20 protein-coding genes and 1 other annotated feature are annotated in these 21851 nt (G+C 36.8%); of the genes, 3 read left to right on the top strand and 17 right to left on the bottom strand.

Annotated features, from left to right (window positions below):
- Positions 1-289: 289 nt before the first annotated feature.
- The 14 genes from IGK91_RS02490 to IGK91_RS02425 form a co-directional block, all read right to left on the bottom strand.
- On the bottom strand, positions 290-2965 hold the full coding sequence (locus tag IGK91_RS02490) for an AAA domain-containing protein (RefSeq protein ID WP_081122976.1): 2676 nt from the start codon (positions 2963-2965) through the stop codon (positions 290-292).
- A gap of 100 nt (positions 2966-3065) precedes the next feature.
- Positions 3066-3305 (bottom strand): hypothetical protein, encoded by a 240-nt coding sequence (locus tag IGK91_RS02485; RefSeq protein ID WP_010738376.1) that lies wholly within the window; start codon positions 3303-3305, stop codon positions 3066-3068.
- A 454-nt stretch (positions 3306-3759) separates the two neighbouring features.
- A complete protein-coding gene (gene sufB / locus IGK91_RS02480) occupies positions 3760-5151 on the bottom strand; it encodes a Fe-S cluster assembly protein SufB (protein WP_010738383.1) in 1392 nt (463 codons plus the stop codon).
- 4 nt (positions 5152-5155) lie between these two features.
- Positions 5156-5626: a Fe-S cluster assembly sulfur transfer protein SufU gene (gene sufU / locus IGK91_RS02475; RefSeq protein WP_010738384.1), complete on the bottom strand. Its 471-nt coding sequence runs from the start codon at positions 5624-5626 to the stop codon at positions 5156-5158.
- On the bottom strand, positions 5613-6848 hold the full coding sequence (locus tag IGK91_RS02470; protein ID WP_010738385.1) for a cysteine desulfurase: 1236 nt from the start codon (positions 6846-6848) through the stop codon (positions 5613-5615). The genes sufU and IGK91_RS02470 overlap by 14 nt, the downstream gene beginning before the upstream one ends.
- On the bottom strand, positions 6845-8134 hold the full coding sequence (gene sufD / locus IGK91_RS02465) for a Fe-S cluster assembly protein SufD (protein WP_010738386.1): 1290 nt from the start codon (positions 8132-8134) through the stop codon (positions 6845-6847). Before sufD ends, IGK91_RS02470 begins: the two co-directional genes overlap by 4 nt.
- 13 nt (positions 8135-8147) lie before the next feature.
- Entirely contained in the window at positions 8148-8921 is a 774-nt protein-coding gene (gene sufC, locus IGK91_RS02460) for a Fe-S cluster assembly ATPase SufC (protein ID WP_010738387.1), read from the bottom strand.
- Between the two features lie 456 nt (positions 8922-9377).
- On the bottom strand, positions 9378-10226 hold the full coding sequence (locus IGK91_RS02455; RefSeq protein ID WP_081122975.1) for a MetQ/NlpA family ABC transporter substrate-binding protein: 849 nt from the start codon (positions 10224-10226) through the stop codon (positions 9378-9380).
- Between the two features lie 23 nt (positions 10227-10249).
- A complete protein-coding gene (locus tag IGK91_RS02450; protein WP_010719980.1) occupies positions 10250-10936 on the bottom strand; it encodes a methionine ABC transporter permease in 687 nt (228 codons plus the stop codon).
- A complete protein-coding gene (locus IGK91_RS02445; RefSeq protein ID WP_010738389.1) occupies positions 10929-11963 on the bottom strand; it encodes a methionine ABC transporter ATP-binding protein in 1035 nt (344 codons plus the stop codon). The genes IGK91_RS02450 and IGK91_RS02445 overlap by 8 nt, the downstream gene beginning before the upstream one ends.
- A gap of 76 nt (positions 11964-12039) precedes the next feature.
- Positions 12040-12309: a binding site (T-box leader), on the bottom strand.
- An 88-nt stretch (positions 12310-12397) separates the two neighbouring features.
- Entirely contained in the window at positions 12398-12736 is a 339-nt protein-coding gene (locus IGK91_RS02440; protein ID WP_010738390.1) for a glycine cleavage system protein H, read from the bottom strand.
- Between the two features lies 1 nt (position 12737).
- Positions 12738-13094, bottom strand: a complete 357-nt coding sequence (locus IGK91_RS02435; protein ID WP_010719983.1) for an arsenate reductase family protein — start codon at positions 13092-13094, stop codon at positions 12738-12740.
- 5 nt (positions 13095-13099) lie between these two features.
- Positions 13100-14296: an FtsW/RodA/SpoVE family cell cycle protein gene (locus IGK91_RS02430; RefSeq protein WP_010719984.1), complete on the bottom strand. Its 1197-nt coding sequence runs from the start codon at positions 14294-14296 to the stop codon at positions 13100-13102.
- Between the two features lie 174 nt (positions 14297-14470).
- The gene (locus IGK91_RS02425) at positions 14471-15289 is read right to left on the bottom strand and encodes a LysR family transcriptional regulator (RefSeq protein ID WP_010738391.1); all 819 of its coding nucleotides are present in this window, start codon (positions 15287-15289) and stop codon (positions 14471-14473) included.
- Between the two features lie 318 nt (positions 15290-15607).
- Between IGK91_RS02425 and IGK91_RS02420 the strand changes: the two genes are divergently transcribed.
- A complete protein-coding gene (locus IGK91_RS02420; protein WP_010738392.1) occupies positions 15608-16570 on the top strand; it encodes a TDT family transporter in 963 nt (320 codons plus the stop codon).
- A 200-nt stretch (positions 16571-16770) separates the two neighbouring features.
- Positions 16771-17811, top strand: coding sequence for a YeiH family protein (locus tag IGK91_RS02415; protein WP_034866233.1), 1041 nt, complete (start codon positions 16771-16773; stop codon positions 17809-17811).
- Between the two features lie 144 nt (positions 17812-17955).
- Here IGK91_RS02415 and IGK91_RS02410 read toward each other — a convergent pair whose 3' ends face one another.
- Positions 17956-18441: a methylated-DNA--[protein]-cysteine S-methyltransferase gene (locus IGK91_RS02410; protein WP_025480548.1), complete on the bottom strand. Its 486-nt coding sequence runs from the start codon at positions 18439-18441 to the stop codon at positions 17956-17958.
- Positions 18442-18657: 216 nt separating this feature from the next.
- Here IGK91_RS02410 and IGK91_RS02405 point away from each other — a divergent pair, with 216 nt between their 5' ends.
- Entirely contained in the window at positions 18658-19599 is a 942-nt protein-coding gene (locus IGK91_RS02405) for a glycosyltransferase family 2 protein (RefSeq protein ID WP_010738395.1), read from the top strand.
- 208 nt (positions 19600-19807) lie between these two features.
- Here IGK91_RS02405 and IGK91_RS02400 read toward each other — a convergent pair whose 3' ends face one another.
- Both IGK91_RS02400 and IGK91_RS02395 read right to left on the bottom strand, forming a co-directional pair.
- Positions 19808-21289, bottom strand: coding sequence for a helix-turn-helix domain-containing protein (locus IGK91_RS02400; protein WP_430605321.1), 1482 nt, complete (start codon positions 21287-21289; stop codon positions 19808-19810).
- A 137-nt stretch (positions 21290-21426) separates the two neighbouring features.
- Complete coding sequence (locus IGK91_RS02395; protein ID WP_081122970.1) at positions 21427-21834, bottom strand: hypothetical protein; 408 nt, start codon at positions 21832-21834, stop codon at positions 21427-21429.
- Between the last annotated feature and the right edge of the window lie 17 nt (positions 21835-21851).

Raw genomic sequence — 21851 nt, 5'->3', positions numbered from 1 at the left:
ATTAATTCCTATTTTTTAATACAAATATTTCCTTCCCCGAGGAACATCAAATTTCTTTCTTATATAACCCAATGTATTCTTGTAATATTCCATATTTCTTTCCTTTTCTATATTTTTTAAGATTTTTAATTCCAACTGCAGTAATGCTGACAAGTCTTCTTTATTTGATACACCGTAAAACCTCGAATTGACCAATTTCTTTCTCTAATCGGATTCGTCTTATATTGCTAACGATTACATTTTCTTTATAAATAATTTTCCCATAAACTGAGCAACTACTCATTTCAAATTAGGCACCACTCTTATTCATACACTCGTTTAAAAACTTTTTTGTTTTTCTCTCAATGTTTCCTTCAGTTGTCTTCAACCTAAGCAAAGGAATTTCAGCTTTTTCTAAAATAATATTTTTAAGCCTGTCACGTTCTTGCTGCACCTTATCATCATGACTACTTCCATCCACTTCAATCACTCCAATCGGAATCTTGCCGATCTTATAATAAATGACAAAATCACAGCTCGATTTTTGCTTCATGAATTCTATCTCTCTATCAGTAAATGAATTATTTTTAATGGAGACAAGTTGGATTAAATTGATCTGCATATGAAACGTCAAAGAAGCAAATTCATCTGTCCTTAAAATATCCCTCAACAAGGCAGCCATAATCCGCTCAGATTTGAAATATGAGTCCTTTAAATTTAATTGAGTATTTAATTTTTCCAGAGAACGATCATATTCCTTATATAATAAATCGAATGCAGAAATTACTGGACTATCATAGATGTATTGATCAGAGGCATAGTACTTAATATATCTAACTAAAGCTGCCAAACTTTTATTATTCTTTGTAAACACTTGATTACCAGTTACTAAAGTGAATTTATTGATGGCTCTAGAAACAGCTACATTCACCAAATGCGGATTATCAACAAAATCAATCGATGCTTGACTGCTTTTTTTCTTATCCAAAACTGTTGAAAAAATAATTTCTTTACATTCTCTTCCTTGAAATTTATGAATAGTTGCTCTAGCAAACTCTTCTGGTAGATACTTCCCAGCTAAATTCACTTGATTGTTATAAGGAGCAATAAATCCGATGTCTTTCTCATCTGACCAGCCAACTTCCACTAAAGACTCAATTTCCCGCAAATTAGCTCGTTTTCTTGTATGGTTTCCTTTAGATGTGATAATTAGTTCAATGGATGCTTCTCCTTCATCGATAGTCATAGGGATTAATTGATTATTGTAAAATTGCTGATTGCAAAATTGGATAATTTTAGGATGGCATCTATAGTGCTCTTTCAGCAAAGTAATCGGCACTTTCTCTTTAAATACATTGATAAAAGAATCCAGTAAACTATATTTTGTACATTCGTAATCATTAGAAGGCGCCTTGATTTCTGTCTTTTCAGGTATGTGAGGAAGTTGTTTGCGATCACCCACCACAATAATATTCTTTGCACAGCCCAGACTCAAAATCCCCGGAACGATATCTTGCTGTGATGCTTCGTCGATAATGATATAGTCTAATATCGCTCCCTCTGCTATAGAATTAATAATCGAATGTGCACTACTGCCAATCACTGGAAAACGTTTAATAAAATTACTGAACTCCTTTTTATAGCTATCTGCGGTAAAATTTGAATTAGATGGAATTGATTTTGATAATTGTTGCTTGAGAAATTGCATTGATTTATTCGTTAACTCTTCTAATAATTTTTCGAAATTATCCCTATTCAAATCGTTCTTATATTTTTGTAATTGCTGCTCTTTTTGTTGTAACGTTTTTTCATAATAATGAAATTGTAGAGAATAAATAAAATTTATTCGTTCAGTATAAGTATTTAAAAACTTAGTTCTAAATATTCTAAACCCTAGCAATAAGCGGAATCTCTCTTTAAAAGAAAATTTTATTTGAGAAAGATAATTCATATATGCAAGTAAATCAGAAGTTTTCTCTGGACTTAATTTGTATCTTTCGACATCCATTAACTCTACAAGTGTATTTTCTTCATGCCATTCTTCTAAGTACTTTTTCTCAACAAGCAGCTCGCTGATTTCTGCGGTCAATTGCGCTACTTTATTTTGTGTAGCCAGACTTGCTTTCACCTTCGCTAAAATATCATCAATTTCCTTTATAGGAGTAGCTGCAGAATTTGAATTATAACGAGGAACTTCTTTTACCCCTGCAAAGAATTCTGTCCTATTAGTTGAACACCCTAATTTCGCAATAAGGTAGTCTAGTTCTTTTTTAGCCATCTTCTCATACACATTTTCAACTGCTGGATTGTTATTTGAAACAATTGCAACAGATTTTTTATTTATTAAAATATTTGCAATGATATTTAAAATAGTTTGTGTCTTCCCTGTACCAGGAGGACCTTCAATAATACTAATTTGAGAGGAAAAAGCATTTTCAACAGCTTTTAATTGACTCTCATTCAATCCCAAGGGAAAAATCAAATGTTTCAAAGAATTTCTAGCCTCATTTTTACCATAGCAATACGAATGCAACGCTGTTCCTTTGTAAGGAGTGATTTTTTCCAATTGCCTTTCTATATTTTTGGTCATAGTTTTATTTTCTGGACTAGCATTACGAACACGCTCTTTTACAATTTCAGTAAAATAAGAAAATATATCCTCATTTTTCAAATCAGAACTCGAAATAATACTTACTTTTTCTGACTTCATGACATACTTTTTTTGGTCATTTGGATAGTTTACAACAATATACTTATTCCCGTATTCAGTGGCTTTATCTATTTGTTGATAAACATTTTCTTCTTTAGATAAAAGACCTGCATGTATCTCTTTTTGTGGTGTAATTTTACATAAATCTAATGGCTTCCAAAACGATTTACCTGACGGGAAATAAACAGTTACCATTAGTTTATTGTCTTTTTCCCAGAGCTTCCAATCAATTATTTGATTCGTTTTGTCTTGTCCATTCATAGATATGGAAAACATTTAGATCATACCACCTCAATTTCAGACTATATGCTTATTCTAGATTATTGGAAATAAAAGATTTAACTGGAATTCAGAGCCACTCAACTTTTCTGATAACCTATTCTATGGAACTTGAACTATATTTCATTTTTTCAAGTTCAAATGCTTCCATCTCTTGTGCATGTTGTTCTGCTAGACATTTTATACTAATAATAATTGCATTTATTTCATTAATATCTTCTAAACTGATTGAATTTACTATCAATCGTTCATAGGACATCTGGCTTAACGCTGAAAGACAGCTACTTAAACTATATGAATCAGCTACTAATTTATCGAGATCTACATTTTTTTCCATGAGAAATACTCTCCATTCTTTTATCTAGTTAAGGAACGAAACATCATTATAAATTTATATTAGAGCTGTTGCTTATCTTAATTAACTAATTCGGTATTAAAGCTATTGAATTAAATCTTTACTATTAAATAACTGTATAAGCTATCAACTTACGTTTATATAAATGATTAACGTAAGTTGATACTAGTTCGTATTAAGTGACTTTCTCGTAGAATTCAGAAATATTAAGTTATATGGATACTTTTCGTTCATGTTAGCATATTCCCCTCAATTATTTTCCTCTTTTTTCAGCTTATTTCATTCAATTTTCTATTTTATCTTGCAAATAATTGATAAAATATTTCATTTTTTCTATAGCATTTACCTTTTAAATCTATCTTCTTTGCAAAGATGACTGAACAAACAAAAAAGCTAGAAACACCCTAAAAAGGTATTTCTAGCTTATGGTATTCATTTAACCCACGGAACCTTCCATCTCATAACTAATCAAACGGTTGAGTTCGACTGCGTATTCCATTGGGAGTTCTTTGGTGAATGGTTCGACGAAGCCCATGACGATCATTTCGGTGGCTTCGGATTCGGTTAGGCCTCGGCTCATAAGATAATAGAGTTGTTCTTCTGAGATTTTTGAGACTTTGGCTTCGTGTTCCAAAGAGACTTGGCTGTTGTGGATCTCGTTGAATGGGATCGTATCGGATTTTGAGTATTCGTCCATGATGATCGTGTCGCATTCAATGTGAGAGATGGAACCGGCGCTGTTTTTAGCAAAGGTTACTTGTCCTCGATAATTAACTTCTCCACCGTCTTTTGAGATTGATTTGGAGACGATGGAGCTTGACGTGTTTGGTGCGTTATGGATCATTTTTGCCCCAGTATCTTGGATTTGGTTTGCGCCAGCAAATGCAATGGAAAGCATCGTGCCACGCGCACCTTTGCCGTCTAGGTAAACACTTGGATATTTCATCGTTGTTTTAGCTCCTAGGTTGCCGTCGATCCATTCGACTGTGGCACCTTCGTAAGCTTTGGCTCTTTTGGTTACTAAGTTATAGACATTGTCTGACCAGTTTTGAATCGTGGTATAGCGACAATAGGCGTCTTTTCGGGTGAAGATTTCAACGATTGCTGCATGAAGACTGTTACTTGAATACGTTGGTGCTGTACAGCCTTCGACATAATGGATGCTGGCTCCTTCGTCAACGATGATCAATGTTCGTTCAAATTGTCCGGTATTTTCGGCATTGATCCTAAAGTATGTTTGTAATGGAACGTCGACTTTTACCCCTTTAGGTACATAAATAAATGTTCCTCCTGACCAAACAGCTGAATTTAAAGCAGCAAGTTTGTTGTCAGTGGGTGGGACTAATTTGGAAAAGTATTCTTTGAATAACTCAGGATATTCTTTCAATGCAGAATCAGTATCGGTGAAGACGATCCCTAATTTTTCAAATTCGTCTTTCATGTTGTGGTAAACGACTTCTGATTCATATTGAGCAGAAGCACCTGCGAGGTATGCACGTTCTGCTTCAGGAATCCCGATTTTTTCAAAGGTTTCTTTGATTTTATCAGGTACATCTTCCCAATCTCGGGCAGGTTTATCACTTGGTTTTTGGTAATATTTTATGGCATTGAAGTCGATGTCTGACAGGTCTGGTCCCCATTTTTGCATGGGCATTTTATTGAATGTTTCTAAGGATTTCAAACGAAAATCTAACATCCATTCAGGTTCACCTTTGATTCGAGACATTTCTCGAACGACTTCTTCAGTTAAGCCTTCTCCTGTACTGAAAACTGGTTCCACATCATCGTGAAAACCAAATTTATATTCTTCTAATTCTGGTACACCCATGTTCTCACTCCTCTTCCTGATGCACGTGATGGAAGGTTGCAGTGCCGTTTTCTTCCATTGCTTTTTCTAAGGCTTTCCAGCCTAATGTGGCACATTTGATTCTTGCGGGAAATTTGGCTACGCCACTGAGCATTGCTGCATCGCCTAATTGGTCGATGGCTTTGACATCTTTTCCTTGGACTAATTGCGAGAAATCAGTGATCAATTGTTGTGCTTCTTCAACAGATTTTCCCATGACAGCATCGGTCATCATGGATGCACTGGCTGTACTGATGGAACAACCGTTACCGTTGAATGCGATATTCTTGATGATTCCTTCTTTGACTTCGACTTGTAATTCGATGACATCGCCACAGGTCGGATTATTCAATTCGATTCGACTGGTTGATTCAGTCAACGTGCCTCGATGATGAGGATGCGAAGAATGATCAAGTATGACCTGGCGATAGAGATTATCTAGTTTAGAGAGTGCCATGTTGGAAAAACTCCTTCGTTGCAAGAATTGCTTCGACTAAACGATCTGCATCTTGTTTCGTATTATAAAAATAAAAGCTTGCTCGTGCGGTCGCTGAGACTTCTAAATAGTTCAATAAAGGTTGGGCACAATGATGACCTGCACGAACAGCGACACCTTCCATATCTAAAGCAGTGGCTACATCATGAGGATGCAAGCCATCTAGATTAAAGGCGATGACCCCTGTACGAGTAGCGGGATCTTGTGGACCATAAATGGTCAACCCATCGATTTGTTGTAGTTTAGGTAAGACATAGGCAATTAATTCTTTTTCATGATCATGGATATTGTCCAACCCAACATTTTCGAGATAATCAATTGCTTGACCTAGTGCGATGGCTCCAGCGATATTAGGTGTGCCGGCTTCGAATTTCCATGGAAGTTCTTTCCAAGTACTATCGTACAAGTCGACAAAGTCGATCATTTCGCCACCAAATTCGACTGGTTCCATTTGTTCTAACCATTTTCGTTTGCCATATAAGACTCCGATCCCAGTCGGTCCACACATTTTGTGTCCGCTAAACGCAAAGAAATCACAGTCTAATTCTTGGACGTTGATTGGCATATGAGGAGCGGATTGTGCGCCATCTACGACTAGTACCCCACCTTGCTCATGGACAAGTTTTCCTAGTTCTTTGACGGGATTGATCACACCTAAGACATTTGAAACATGAGCAATCGATACGATTTTTGTTTTGTTAGTGATCAATTGTTTTGCTTGTGCCATGTCTAAAAATCCGTCGGTAGTCAAGTCAATATATTTTAATGTTGCTCCTGTCTTTTTGGCTAATTGTTGCCAAGGAATGACATTGGAATGGTGTTCCATGTAAGAAATTAAGATTTCATCCCCTGCTTGCAGAAACTGTTCACCAAAACTGCGAGCGACCCAATTCAAACTCGTAGTAGTGCCACGAGTAAATAGGACTTCAGCAGTTTCAGCTGCATGGATAAACTTTCTGACCTTTTCCCGAGCGCCTTCATAGGCAAATGTTGCTCGTTCGGCTAAGGTGTGGACTCCTCGATGCACATTGGCATTATCTTGTTCGTAGTATTTTTTTATTGCTTCAATTACTGCTATTGGCTTTTGCGTAGTGGCTGCATTGTCTAAATAAACGAGCGGTTCATCATTGACTTCTTGAAATAATATTGGAAAATCTTCGCGAATGGTTTCTTTCAGAATCATACATTCAACTTCCCTTCAATAACCTCCACTAACTCTTTTCGGACTGCTTCTACTGGAATTGCTGTTAACACAGAGCCAAGGAAGCCTCGAATAACCAATCGTTCTGCTTCTTCTTTATGAAGACCACGGCTCATCAAATAATACATTTCTTCAGGATCGACCCGACCAACACTGGCAGCGTGTCCTGCAGTGACTTCATTTTCATCAATGAGTAAGATCGGATTGGCATCTCCTCTTGCTTTATCTGAAAGCATCAATACTCGACTTTCTTGTTGGGCATCGGCTCCTTTTGCGCCTTTTAAAATATGTCCGATCCCGTTGAAAGTCAACGTCCCTTTTTCTCGGATCACACCATGTTGTAAGATATGTCCGATCGTATGAGGCGCTTTGTTCGTGACACGCGTATCAATTCCTTGGATTTGTTTTCCTGAGCTAATGGCAACGATTTTCACTTCTGCATGGGCGCCTTCGCCAACTAAATCAGAATCAAAATCAGCAATTACATGTCCATCATTCATCACGCCGATTGCCCAATCTACAGAAGCATCACGTAAAATATGACCTCGACGATTGATATAAGAAGTGATATTTTCTCCTAATTGATCGACAGCTGAATATTTGATTTTTGCTCCAGCTTTAGCGATCACTTCGACAATGATATTACCAGAAGCTTTTTGGATTTTCTCTTTGGTCGATTGGAATCGTTCCAAGTAAGAAAACTCACTATGTTCCTCTGCGACGATCAAGACATGTTTAAAGAAATGCTGTGCTAACTTGCCATCTTGGATGAATAAGCTCTCAATTGGCTCATTGATCACGACATTTTTAGGAACATATAAAAACACTCCGCTGTTCATGAAAGCAGCATGTAAAGCGGTCAATTGATCTTCATCCATTTTCACTGCTTTTTCCATATAGTATGGTTTGATTAAATCTGGATGCTCTTGGAGCGCTGTGAAGATATCTGTAAAGATCACGCCTTTTTCCATGAGTTCCACTGGTAATTGTTCAAAGATCGTATTTGTTCCTTCTTGCACCAACACAGGGTTATCTTTCATTACGTCAAACCCAGCTACATTTCCTGTTTCACTAAAGTGGTCTGTGAACTCATGGATATCGAATAATGGCCAGCGATGGAATTTTACACGATCGATCTGAGGAAGTGGTAATTGATTGGCTTTTTCTAACGCTGCTTGACGTAATTGGGTCATCCATTCAGGTTCCCCTTTGCTTAAAGAAAAATTGGTAACTGCGTCAAGTTGGTCGAGCCAGTTCGTTTCTTTCATTTTCCGCTCCTCCTTACGCTTCTTCTTCTTTATAGTCGATTCCTAGTTCTTTGCTGATACCAGCATACCCTTCTGCTTCAAGTCGTTTTGCTAGATCTGCATTCCCAGTCATCACGACACGTCCTTCCATCATGATGTGGACGACATCCGGAGTGATATAATTCAATAATCGTTGGTAGTGGGTGATGATCAATGCGCCAAAGTTTTCGCTACGCATTTCATTGACCCCTTTTGCTACGACTTTCAATGCATCGATATCTAATCCAGAATCAATTTCATCTAAAATGGCAAAAGTTGGTTCTAACATCAATAATTGTAAGATTTCATTTCGTTTCTTTTCGCCACCAGAAAAGCCTTCATTCAAGTAACGTTCGGCCATTTCTTCTGGCATATTTAACAGCGCCATTTTTTCATCTAATTTTTTCAAGAAAGTCAAAACAGACATTTTATCGTCTTCATCACGTTTGGCATTGATCGCTGCACGCATAAATTCTGCATTCGTGATCCCAGGAATTTCGCTTGGGTATTGCATCGCTAAAAATAATCCTAGACGTGCCCGCTCATCGACCTCTAAATCTAAGATATTTTTTCCGTCAAATAGGATCTCGCCTTCAGTGACTTCATAGTTTGGATTCCCCATAATAGCGGCTGACAGCGTCGATTTCCCTGTTCCATTTGGTCCCATAATGGCATGGATCTCGCCTGTTTTCATCGTTAAGTTTACGCCTTTAAGAATTTCTTTCTCTTCAATTGAGACGTGTAAATTTTTTATTTCTAAGACAGACATGCAAATTCCCTCCAGATTCTGTTTCGTTCTCACTTATTTTAGACTAATTGAGAATAGAGCGCAATGTTATAACCCACTAAAATCAAAACTTTTTTCACGAGTTATCATTAAATCAATATTACTAGATAATAATATTTATAAAGAAACTTCTGTTTTTAGCATTCATAGATCACTGGTTATGTTGATTTGTTTTATGTAAAACGATAGGTAAACGTTGGCTTGCAGAATGATGTCAGTACGCATCTCTTGATTACCGCTTATCTGTTCTTAATAAATGCTTCTTGAAAAATGCCATAATAAAGAGAGTTCTCTATTGGTTACATAGCTAATTTATTCACTATTCACTCTACAAAAAAACATCAAAGCTAGTAAAATCAACTAACTTTGATGTTTTTGATGACTTGATTATTTTTTAGATGAACATTTGATTTTGTTCAACTCTATTTTTTGAAGTGCTTATTTGGCATCAGCTGCGACAGGTTTGACTGAACCGCCCCATTTGTCTTCGATCCATTTTTGAACGTCTTCACGGTGTAAGACTTCAAGTAATTTTTCGATTTTTTCGCTATTTTCATCACCTTTACGTGTGGCAATGATATTCACATATGGTGAGTTGTCTTCTTCTAATAAGACAGAATCTTTCAATGGATTCAAACCAGCACCATAAGCAAAGTTTGCATTGATCGCTACTAAGTCACCTTCATCATTTTGATAAGTAGAAGCTAATAAAGAAGGATCAATCGAATGATTGAATTTTAAGTTTTTAGGGTTTTCAGCGATGTCATCAAACGTAGCTGTTTCTAGATCTACGCCATCTTTTACCTTAACTAAGCCAGCATTTTGTAAAATAGTGATGATTCGTCCCCAGTCAGATTCTGAATTTGAAGTAATCACTGTTGCGCCGTCTTTTAAATCAGCAATGTCTTTGATTTTCTTTGAGTACAAGCCCATTGGTTCAATATGGACAGCACCCGCATTGACAAAATCATAGCCTTTTTCTTTGATTTCTTTATTTAGATAAGGAATATGTTGAAAATAATTGGCATCGATATCGCCTTCTGCTAAAGATTGATTTGGTAAAATGTAGTCATCGAATTTCACGATCTCTAAATTAATGCCTTCGTCTTTCAATAGCGGTTGGACGTGTTCCAAGATTTCTGCATGAGGTGTTGGTGATGCGCCTACTTTTAAAGTTGTATCGTCACTTTTTGATGAAGCACCTTTACTATCGCTATTATTGCCACAAGCTGCTAACCCTACAGTCAGCAAGACCGCTGCTGCAAATCCAAAAATTTTCTTTTTCATATCCTTTATCCTCCTATTTCTTCTTATCTTTTATCTGTTTTCTTTGTTAAAAAGTCCCCGATTCCTTGAACAATAAATACAATGACTAGTATCACTAACGTTGCCACAAATGTCACGGTCAGATTACCACGTTGGTAACCTTCTTGCCAAGCAAGACCTCCCAAACCACCAGCTCCGATCGCACCCGCCATCGCAGTAAAGCCGATCATCGAAATGGTAGTAACTGTCAATCCGGAGATCAGTGCAGGCACGCTTTCTGGTATCAAGACTTTCCAAATGATTTCCCAGTAGCTGGCACCCATCGCATCCGCCGCTTCTAAAACTCCAGGACTAACTTCACGAAAAGCAATTTCAACTAGACGAGCATAAAATGGGGCAGCTGAAAGTACCAAGGCAGGAATAGCAGCTTGCGCCCCTAGCATGGTTCCGACGATTGCTTTCGTGAAAGGAATGATCAAGACCATCAAGATCATAAATGGCGTAGATCGAAAGATATTACTAATAATCGAAACAATGCCATAAATGATTCGTGCATAAGGTTTATTTTTTCGTCCAATCGAATACAGGATCAAACCTAGTACCAAACCAATGATGGTCACTAATACCATGGACACCAACGTCATATACAGCGTATCGATGAATGCTTGTTTCATCGTTTCCATGTTGATTTGACTAAAATCTAAATACGTTTCTGCAAAGCTTTTATCCACGGTGGATCACCTCCACTCCAACACCTTGTTCTTTAATAAACCGCTCTGCTTGATCCAATTCGTTCTCTGACCCAGTCATCAGTGTCGTTAAGGAACCAAAAGAACCTTCTGCTGTTTGTTTGATTTTACCGTAAACGACATTGATGTCGACGTTATACTGACGAATGGCTTGAGAGATGACTGGCTCGTTAGCATTTTTTTCGTTGAACACTAATGTCACTAATCGACCTTTTGGATTTTCTTTGATCAATTCAGCCAATAATTCTTTTGAGTCTGCTTCTGGTTCGATATCTTGTTGCACGAAACGTTTTGTTACTTCTTGTTTTGGATTTTTGAAGACTGTCAAAACATCGCCTTCTTCCACAACTTTTCCTCGTTCCATCACAGCTACCTTGTTACAGATTTTACGAATCACGTTCATTTCGTGCGTGATCAATACGATCGTTAAATGTAATTTCTTATTGATAGCTAATAAAAGATCCAATACTTCTTCAGTGGTTTGTGGATCTAGCGCACTGGTTGCTTCGTCACAAAGTAAGATCTCGGGATCGTTTGCTAACGCTCGAGCTATTCCAACTCTTTGTTTTTGTCCTCCTGAAAGTTGAGAAGGATAGGCATTTCCTCTACCCTCTAATCCGACTAATCCAAGCAATTCTTCCGCCCGTTCTTTGCGTTGGGCTTTAGGTACGCCTGCTAATTCTAATGGTAGTTGGATATTTTCTAAAACTGTCCGTGACCATAACAAATTGAAATGTTGGAAAATCATACCGATTTTTTTACGAAATGTTCTCAGTTCTTTATTTTTTAGTTTGGTAATCTCTTGGTCATTCACAACAACCGTTCCGCTAGTAGGTAGCTCTAATCCGTTCAATAAACGGACAAGTGTACTTTTACCTGCTCCAGAATAGCCAACGATGCCGTAAATATCACCCTTTTCAACAGTTAATGAAACATCATTTACCGCTTGGATCGTTCCATTTCTGCCACCAAATGTTTTCTCAACATTGGTTAATTGGATCAATGACATATTGCTCACATCTTTCTTTTATTTTTTACATGGAGATCAAGTAGGAAACAAAAAAGCTTCCGCCCCCTTGCTTTAGCAAAAGGACGAAAGCTGAAACTTCCGTGTTACCACCTTGATTTGCTGCTATCTCACAATAACAACCTTTACCAGTACTTGGGTCATCGTTCTTTCATCATAATCCTGCCCGTATACCGTTGTGCTGTAACGGGCACCCCCGTAGTAAGTTTGCAAGGCTCACCTACTCTGCTCTAAGACCATCTTCCATCTCATTTCCGTTACCCTTTTTCAGCAATCAGGGCTCTCTTTGAACGTCTGTGACATGTACTCTTCTTTTCAAAGCTTTATTTATGATTGTTCTGATTATAGCAGTTGGAAAATAACGTGTCAACATTTTACCGGTTACTTCTTTAAAATTTTCTGAAAATTGCTAACTCTTATAATTTCTCAAATTCTGTTGGATCGACTTCTTTAAAGCTTAAAAGCCAAGCATTCATTTCATCTTGATCATTTAAGACATTGATATCTTCATTGATTTTTTCATTCACGGAAGAAACCGTACCGCTTAACGGGCTAGCAAATTCACTGACCGCTTTTTCAGCTTCCACTTCGATCAAAGGCTCCCCAATTTGATAAGACTGACCAGCTTTTGGCAAATTGGCAAATGTGATATCACCTAATTCTTTTTGTGCTTCATTAGTTAAACCGACACAATATTCTTTCCCATTAAATAAGATCCAAAGGTTATCTTTTTTCTTCAAGTGTTTCCCAGCCATTTTATATCAATACTCCTTCGTATATTTTTTCATTAAAACCGATTGCGACGAGTTGTTTGCCTTTGACGATCAGGGGACGTTTGATTAACATCCCATCACTTGAAAGAATGCGACTAGCTTCATTGATCGAAAAATCAGCCACTTGGTCTTTTAGCCCCATTTCCCGATACTTCATGCCACTCGTATTGAACAGACGACGTAATGGAATCTCATTATGTTCCAACCAGTCTGTGATCATTTCTTCCGATGGTGGACTAGCAATCATATCAATTACTTGATAATCAACATGATGCGCATCCAACCAAGCTTTCGCTTTTTTGCAAGTGGAACATTTCGGATACCAATAAAAACGATACAACAGTGTTACCTCCTAGAAGTTTTCGCAGGCGCCTCATTTTGATACCTCATGGATAATATCAAACCGATACCGATCATATTTCCAAGGATCGATGATCCACCTTGACTAATGAATGGCAGGGGAATCCCTGTTAATGGTAAGAGTCCAATATTAGCACCAATATTTTCAAATACATGGAACAAGAGCATCATGATCAAGCCGCTGGCGATATAAGCATAAAATTCATTGTTCGTATCAAAGCAGACACGAATCATACGATAAATCAAAATAAAATACAAGAAGATGACGAATGCGCCACCGATAAATCCAAAATTCTCACCAATCACGGTGAAAATCATATCTGATTCACGAACAGGTACATAGATATTACTTACATTAAATCCTTTACCTAATAATCCACCAGTTCCTATTGCAAGCAACCCTTGTGCTGGCTGATAGCTCATCCCAGTCGTGTCATGGAATGGATCAAGCCAAGAATCGATACGAGCAAACTGGTAAGATTTAAACCCGATTTTATATAATAAATCTCTTCCGCCTTCTGTGGTAACTAAAAAGATCGTCCCAGCACCGACAATCACTGCCAAAGCAATTACGGGCACGATAATGCGCCAAGAGATACCAGACATTAAGAAAACTCCACCAAAAATTGCTAAGAATACCAGCATGGTCCCAAAATCATCTTGTGCCATAATCAAGGCTAAAACCGGGAGCGTCACAATCAACATCTTGGCGATCAACCAAAAATCTGATTTGAGCGTTCGTTCCTTCATCTGAGTATTATGTTTTGTCACGATCAACGCCATCATTAAAATATAAGCAATTTTCATTAACTCTGCTGGCTGAAACGTCAAGGAACCAAAACTAAACCAGTTTTTGGAACCGGTCGACTGGGCGAGGTTGCGGTCATAAAACTTTAACAAGAGTCCCATTACAATTAGACCAAAACCATAGAGATAAGGTGTTAATTTCCAGATCCATTTGGAATTCAAATGCATAATCACGACAATAGCAATTGAGCCCACGATATACCAAATCGCTTGCATCCCAACACCTCTTACTACCGAAGGGTGGTTAGGATCATGACTCAGCGCGACATATAAAGAAAGCAATCCAATCAAACATAATAAGAAGACTGGTAATATGACGCCATAATCAATGCGATTATCACGATTATTATTAGAAGCTTTTATTTTTTTTTCCATGTTTCATCCCTTTTCTTAAAAACCATACTGTTCTATATTATAGCGGTCTAGCGGCATAATTGAAAGCCAAAGCAAATACATTTGGGAAAACTTAAAATTATTCTTATCTAATCATCTGCCTTGCTGCTCTTCAGTCAGACCCATCATCGAGATAACAGATAACGTTCTGACGAATCATTTTTGATAGCGTTCATTATATCTCAAGATCTCTTTACCAATCGCTTGTAAATTCTCTGAAACTAAATTTGTTCGCTGGATCAAATAAAAATTTCGATGATACGCTAATTTCTCGGTTGGTACTTCTGGTGGCACCGCACGTTTTGATAAAATCGAACGTCCTACTCCTTCCTTTAAAAGAGCGACAATGACTTCGTTGCTTTTTACTAACAACTTTTTCCCATGGATATTTTTTTCTTCAAAATACCGTTGCGTATAATGAAAAACTCCAGAAGTTGTTTCTCGAACTAACCATAACTGACTGTCAGGATCCCCCGCGATCACTAGTTCATCCTCCATCAATGAAAATCTTTGAACACCAGAAGTTTCTAAAGGTTTTTCGATAAAACCAAAGTCAGCCTCGTGTTTTGCTACTTGTTCCAACGCATCATGAGAATTGGCATAGGCAATCACAAAATTAATTTTAGGATATTTCAAAAGCAAATCTTTCAACAATTTTGGTAACAGATAGACGGCAAAAGTGTGAGAAGCAACGATTCGGCAAACTTCTTCTTCATTTTGTTCATCTAGTAATTGTTGTTGTGTTTCTTGCCACTCCTCTAATAAAACTAACGCTCGTTCGTAGAGTAGATCTGCTTGTTTTGTCGGCTTCATTTCTTTCCGACCATTTCGCTCAAAGAGAATCACTCCTAATTCTCTTTCCAGCTGTTTGATTTGATTGGAGACAGCAGGTTGAGATAAGAAAAGTAATTCGGCTGTTCGAGAAAAATTTCTTGTTTCGTATACGACACGAAAAGTTGTTAACAATTTCAGCATGCGATCACTTCCATAATTTTTTATTATAGTAACTATATCAACTATTTGATTTAAATATACCACGAAATGACTATAATAGTAAATGTAACGCACAATATATGAGATTGAAAAGCAACGAATGTTTCAATCTCGCTCAGACATAAAAAGATCGTTACTTGTATTCTTAATGATCAGTCAGGGCTACCGATTTGTTTATTTCCCAATAAATAGTCATTCATAATTATTTATGCAACCTACTATCAACCTTTCCACCTGACTGATCATTTTGTTCTGAGCTTTAGACAACACACTCATCTTATGAAAAGGAGAATTCAATTAATGAAGAATTTTTTAAAACTTATTCCTGTCCCGATTTGTGGGCTCATTCTAGGTTTAGCTTCGCTAGGTAATCTGTTTAAAGAATATCATTGGATTCATCTAGGGAATATCATTGGTGGGATTAGTATGATTCTCATGATCCTAATGTTTAGCAAATTGTTCCTATTATTTGAACATACGAGACAAACATTACATGATCCAATCATTGCCTCGGTTTCACCGACTTTTACGATGTCATTAATGGTTATTTGTACTTACTTTGTACCATTTACGCACCTTTTACCAATCGTTCGGATCATCTGGCTTGGCGCTGTCCTGCTACAAGTGATTTTAGTTGTTTACTTTACTTACCATCATGTAATCAAAGCAGACTTATCACTGGAAGTCATTTATCCAAGTTGGTTCATTATTTATGTTGGTTTCGGGGTAATTACAGTAACTGCTGGAAACTTTTTCCCATTCATTGGCCAACTATTCTTTTGGTTATCTCTAGCTTGTTACGTTTTCTTATTGCCAATCATCATCCATCGGGTGTTTTTCGTGAAAAACATGGCACATCCTACACTACCATTGATCACAATCGTTGCAGCTCCGGGATCGCTTTGTTTAACTGGCTATTTGAAAAACTTTGCGCAACCTTCCTTTTATTTAGTCGTTGCCTTATTTATCCTTTCGCAAACTTTATATTTTATCGTGCTATCTCTTTTACCACGATTACTTAAACTACATTTTTATCCAAGCTACGCTGCTTTTACCTTTCCACTAGTTATTTCTGCAACTGCTATGTTTTGTGCTGTAAATTACTTTCATTCATTAGGGATCGCTACTGGCTTTTTAACGGTCTTGAAACTGGCTGAATTAGTAATCGCTACTGGAATGGTGCTTTATGTATTAGGTCATTATATCCGCTTCTTGTTCAAAGAACATGGAAACACAAATAAATATGTCCCTAAAGAAATTTAATTAAGATGTTATTCTTCTGTCTTTTTCAAATTTAGAAAAAGGCAGAAGATTTTTTGCGTTTTTAAACTTTGTCAATCAAAACGAATAGTGCTACTATTATCAAGGATATTCTTGAGTTCAGAGTCGTCGTCCTCTAAATACGAGTACCCGTTTTTCAACTCTGAAACATGCGCACAGATAATGAAAGGAATTTTTAGAACATGAATCTACAAGTAACCATTAATCAATTTAAAAATCAAGGCTCACGAAGAATCTTGCCTGGATTACTTCTTGCTTTTTCAGTAGCAGTCATGAGCAAACTTCTCGCATTGTTGCTCCCACAGCTTGGTGCTGCCACGATCGCCATTTTATTAGGGATCTTGTTAGGTAATACTTTTTTCAAACAACCTTCTTTAGCCATTGGAACGAAATTCGCTGAAAGCAAATTATTGGAATGCTCCGTTTTCTTATTGGGAGCAACGGTTACGGCTCAAACGATTGCTCAAATCGGCATTAAAGGGATTGCCTTCGTCTTGTTGCAAATGAGTGTGACGATCGTCGGTGCCTATTGGATCGGCAAAAAATTGTTGTTTAGTGATACAGCTTCCTTGATGATGGCAGGAGGAAATGCTGTTTGCGGTTCTTCGGCTATTGCAGCGATCGCTCCAGTGATCCATGCTGAAGAGGAAGAAAAAGGACAGATCATTACATTAGTTAATTTATTAGGAACGATCATGATGCTTTCTTTACCTTTTCTTGGCTTACACTTATACGGAGATCACTTAATTGAAAAAAGTGCCCTTTTAGGTGGAACACTTCAATCTGTTGGACAAGTAGTCGCTGGCGCCAGTTTGCTTGATGCTTCAGTTGTTCAATTTGCCATGCTCTTTAAAATTTTAAGGATCATGATGTTAGTTGCTGTTGTCTATTTATTTGAAAAATTTATCCAAAAAAAGACAGCTTCTGCTGAAACGATTTCGTCTGACAGTCCCAAGAAAAGAAGATTCCCATTACCATGGTATGTTTTAGGCTTTTTAGTTTTCTGCTTGCTCAACAGCCTATTTACGCTCCCAACTTTTATCGACAAAGGGGCTCACTTTATTAGTAATTGGTTTGAAATCACTGCTTTAGCCGCAATTGGTTTACGTTTAGATTTCGCTAAATTCATGAAAGAAGGACCTCGATTCTTATCTTATGGTCTAGCAGTTGGTTTACTGCAAACTGTTGCTGCGCTGCTATTCATTTGGTTAACAACACTATAACTACCGGATTCCACTGGTATAAGCGGTCTGCCTTTGTTGGCTTCATAAAATCCCCAGACTTAAAACCACCTCTTCGTCCCAAAATAGTCACTTCTATTTCAGGGCGAAGGGGTGGTTTTTAGGTCAAATAATTCCAGTTCTTTTTTATTCAGATAGTGCTTTTTCTAATACAAGTAGTTGACGTTTGATCAATAAGCCAGCTTCCGCATTTCCCATATAACCGGTTAATTGACCGTTTTGTCCAATCACTCGATGACATGGAATCACGATTGGTAATGGATTCATGCGATTCGCTTGTCCGATTGCTCGGACCGCTTTGGGATGATCAATGGTTTCTGCTATTTTTTTATATGTGCGTATTTCTCCATAAGGAATCTCTTGTAATGCTTGCCAAACCTTTTGTTGAAAAATCGTGCCTGTGTTTATTGATAACGGAAGTTGAAAGTCCTGCCGGTTTCCCTCAAAGTACTCAGCCAATTGACGTTCTGTTTCAAGTAGGATTTCTTGTTTCTTTCCTTGATCCTGTGCACCATTTACCGCCATTTCTTCAATCGGATGAAACGAAACCTTCGTCAACCCATTCTGATCTGCATCTAACCATAGTTCTCCAATTGGCGTATTTATTTTCATTTTCATCGTCTAATCCTGAATGAACTAGACTTGCCCTCCTCTACCGTTCTACTATTTTATTTATCTTGTATTATTTTAGCTAAAAATGCAATTTAAAGTTTTATTAAGTGTCAGCTTAATGATAAACTAAAAATGATGATTACTTAAGTAACAGAAAATACAGTTTATTTACTATTCTGTTCGAACAAATAATATTTGCTTGAAAGGATTTATCATATGAAAATATCAATTGTTGTCCCTTGCTATAACGAAGAAAAGACTGTACCGCTTTTTTTCGATGAAGTAGAAAAATTCAAAGACGGACACGAGTTTGAATACTTGTTTATTGATGATGGCTCCTCAGATGGTACGCTACAAGCCATTAAAGCATTAGCGAGAAAATATAAATATGTGAGATTCGTTTCTTTTTCTCGAAATTTCGGAAAAGAAGCTGCCCTCTATGCGGGTTTACAAGCTTCGACTGGGGAGCTAATCACAGTAATGGACGTTGATTTACAAGATCCTCCAGAATTACTACCACTCATGATTGAAAAAATCACGACAACTGACATTGATTGCGTAGGAACGAGACGCTCAACAAGAGAAGGAGAACCAGTGATTCGGAGTTTCTTCGCTAAACGGTTCTATCAGTTGATCAATAAAATCAGTGACACAGAAATGGTAGATGGTGCAAGAGATTTCCGTTTGATGACTCGACAGATGGTTGATGCTGTTTTAGAGTTAACCGAGTACAATCGTTTTTCAAAAGGATTATTTAGTTGGGTCGGTTTCAAAACAGAGTATCTTTCTTTTGAAAACCGTGAACGAGTGGCTGGTGAAACCTCTTGGTCCTTTTGGAAATTATTCAATTATTCGATTGATGGAATCGTCAATTTTTCAGATGCACCACTAACGATCGCCTCTTTCACTGGCGCTCTTTCTTGTATTGGTTCGGGAATTGCTATTTTATTTATCATTGCACGAGCCTTATTATTTGGTGACCCGACAGCCGGCTGGCCTTCAATGGTATCGATCTTTTTATTTATCGGCGGCATCCAATTACTATGCCTAGGGATCATTGGCAAATACATTGGTAAAATTTTCCTTGAAACCAAACAACGCCCCGTTTATATCATACGTGAAACAGAACAAACCATCGTTTCTCGTGAAAAAGAATAAGTCGTGAGAATAACTATTTCTATTTCGAGATTTTCTCCCTTCGTGCCAAGGTTTTCTCTATAAAAAAACACCTGAAATGAGCGTTTGATTTCAGGTGTTTTTTTATTTTTCTAGTTAGCAAATACATTACTTCTAAACATAACAATAACATTCCGATAAAGCTATTGAATGAATCTCTGTCACATTATAGGCAGGTAAAGAAAAAAGACTAGCTGGTAGAGGAAACATTGGACGTTTCCTTTTGATTTACGACATTTTTTTCGCTGATGCATTGTTTAATTTGTTTAATTAGTTCTTGCCAATTATGATTGTTGGGCAATCGTTGCCATAAGATATGGGTACATTGAAGGTTTCCTAAATGAAAGTCAGAAATATAGATATCCATTTTCGAAGAAATAACTTTTTCAATGACTATTTTTCCAGCTAAGGAATATTGGAGATGTTCTGCAATAAACTCTTCATACGCTTTTCCATAAGAAAAATCCAACGTAATATAAACAGCTTCTTCAACTGCTTCTAAGGGAAAATTTTCAATCAATTCCATCATATAGTACATGTATAAATCTGCTTTTTCTTCTTCATTAAGTAAAATAGAACGAGCTGTTTCCATAATGGTTTCATTGACTTTCTGATCAAATAAAGGATATTCTTCTCTTAAAAATTGAAAATTATGGATATTTCCAAAACGATGATGGATATCGGGCATAAATAACAACCGTTCATGTAGCGGTTGCACATTTTTCAATAACACTTTAAACAGACGTTGATCAACAAAAGTTGAATCAGCAATACCTTTTAGCATACTTGAATAATTATTGTTAAAAATTGACAGTGTCGGATCTAGTTCAGAAAAATCTAGACAAGACTTCTTATCAATGATCCGATTAACATATAAATAGGCATACAAGACTGAAGCTTCTTTTACTGCTACTGTATCTGATATTTGGTACTCTGTCTTCAATTTTCCTGCAAGTTTTTGAACCAATATTGAGGTCTGATCAACTTTGATCGTCAGATGTGCTTCATCCAAATACGCTTTTCTCTGAATCCGAAGCGCACTGATTGATAGAAATAAAGATAATTTATAACGTAAACTATTACGGATTCTAATCCTAAAAAATTGTTCGATCCAAAATACAAGCCGGTCACTTTGATTTTTTTGTTGCTCAGTAAAAGGGGAATCAATCCCATTCAAATTATGGAGAATGCCATATCCTACCGAGCGAATCTTCCATTCATTCCCTACTATCTTATTTTTCTTAATAATGAGATGATCTTTTTCTAACAATTTATTGATTCGTTTTTTATAAAGATATAAAGAAGAATTTGAAATGTAATGATCGGTCGTAAATTTATTAATCGGTCGGTTTGAAAACAGCAGGAAAATAAGCAGCTGATAAGTTAGCGAACTATTTAAATAGTGCTGACGTAATTTAAGAATGTTCTCATCACAAATAAAAGAATATACTTGAACAACGCCCCGCTTTACGACAAAAAAATCATTTAAGCATAATTTCTGTTCTAGCTCCATTTTCAACTCATGAATTAATTTACTTAATTTAAATTTAGATATACCTGTTTTCTGCGCTAAAAAAGAGATTTCTACTCTTTCACCAAGTTTTGTCTGAATAAGTTCCAGAAGTTTAATTTTCATTTTTGAGTTTTCATCTAGCAACTGAACGATATCCATTTCGCCATTCCTTTCCCTAATTACTTCCAGTAGATGAATTCAATACACTAGAAGTATGTTAATTATTCAGTTTTGCTCTTTTTCCAAAAGACCTGATAGTTTTCAAGAGCATTGAATCCTATTCCAAACATTTCGAATCAGAGGCTAGAAAGGTTCTTTTCGTTCGTTTTTGACAAACTTCGTTGTTTTATTTGTTGCTGTGTAGTTGGTTTTATTTGTTGTTTTATTTGCTGTTTTATTTGCTGATGAACTTGATAAACGATCTGTTTTACTTCATTTTTATTTATATTTTGAGTTTCAACAAGCTCTTTATTTTGAAGTTGACTAGGAATTTTAGGCGCTTCATTTATCGTTATTTTATGGTAAACATAAGTAACTGGTTGATACTGATCATTCAATGCATCCATACGCTCATCTGAAAACTTGCTCTCATCCAAAAGATTTCTTTCAAGTGTCGCTGCGTAAGCAAATGTTGTCCCGTTAGTAAGAACCTGACCAACAACTAACCCCATCACCAATACCTGATAATTTTTTTTCTTTTTCATTTTTCCCTCCTAATTTA

It is taken from the genome of Enterococcus sp. DIV1208 (assembly GCF_050530455.1).
Lineage (GTDB): Bacteria > Bacillota > Bacilli > Lactobacillales > Enterococcaceae > Enterococcus_B > Enterococcus_B hirae.
This window is presented reverse-complemented; position numbering and strand designations above follow the sequence as displayed.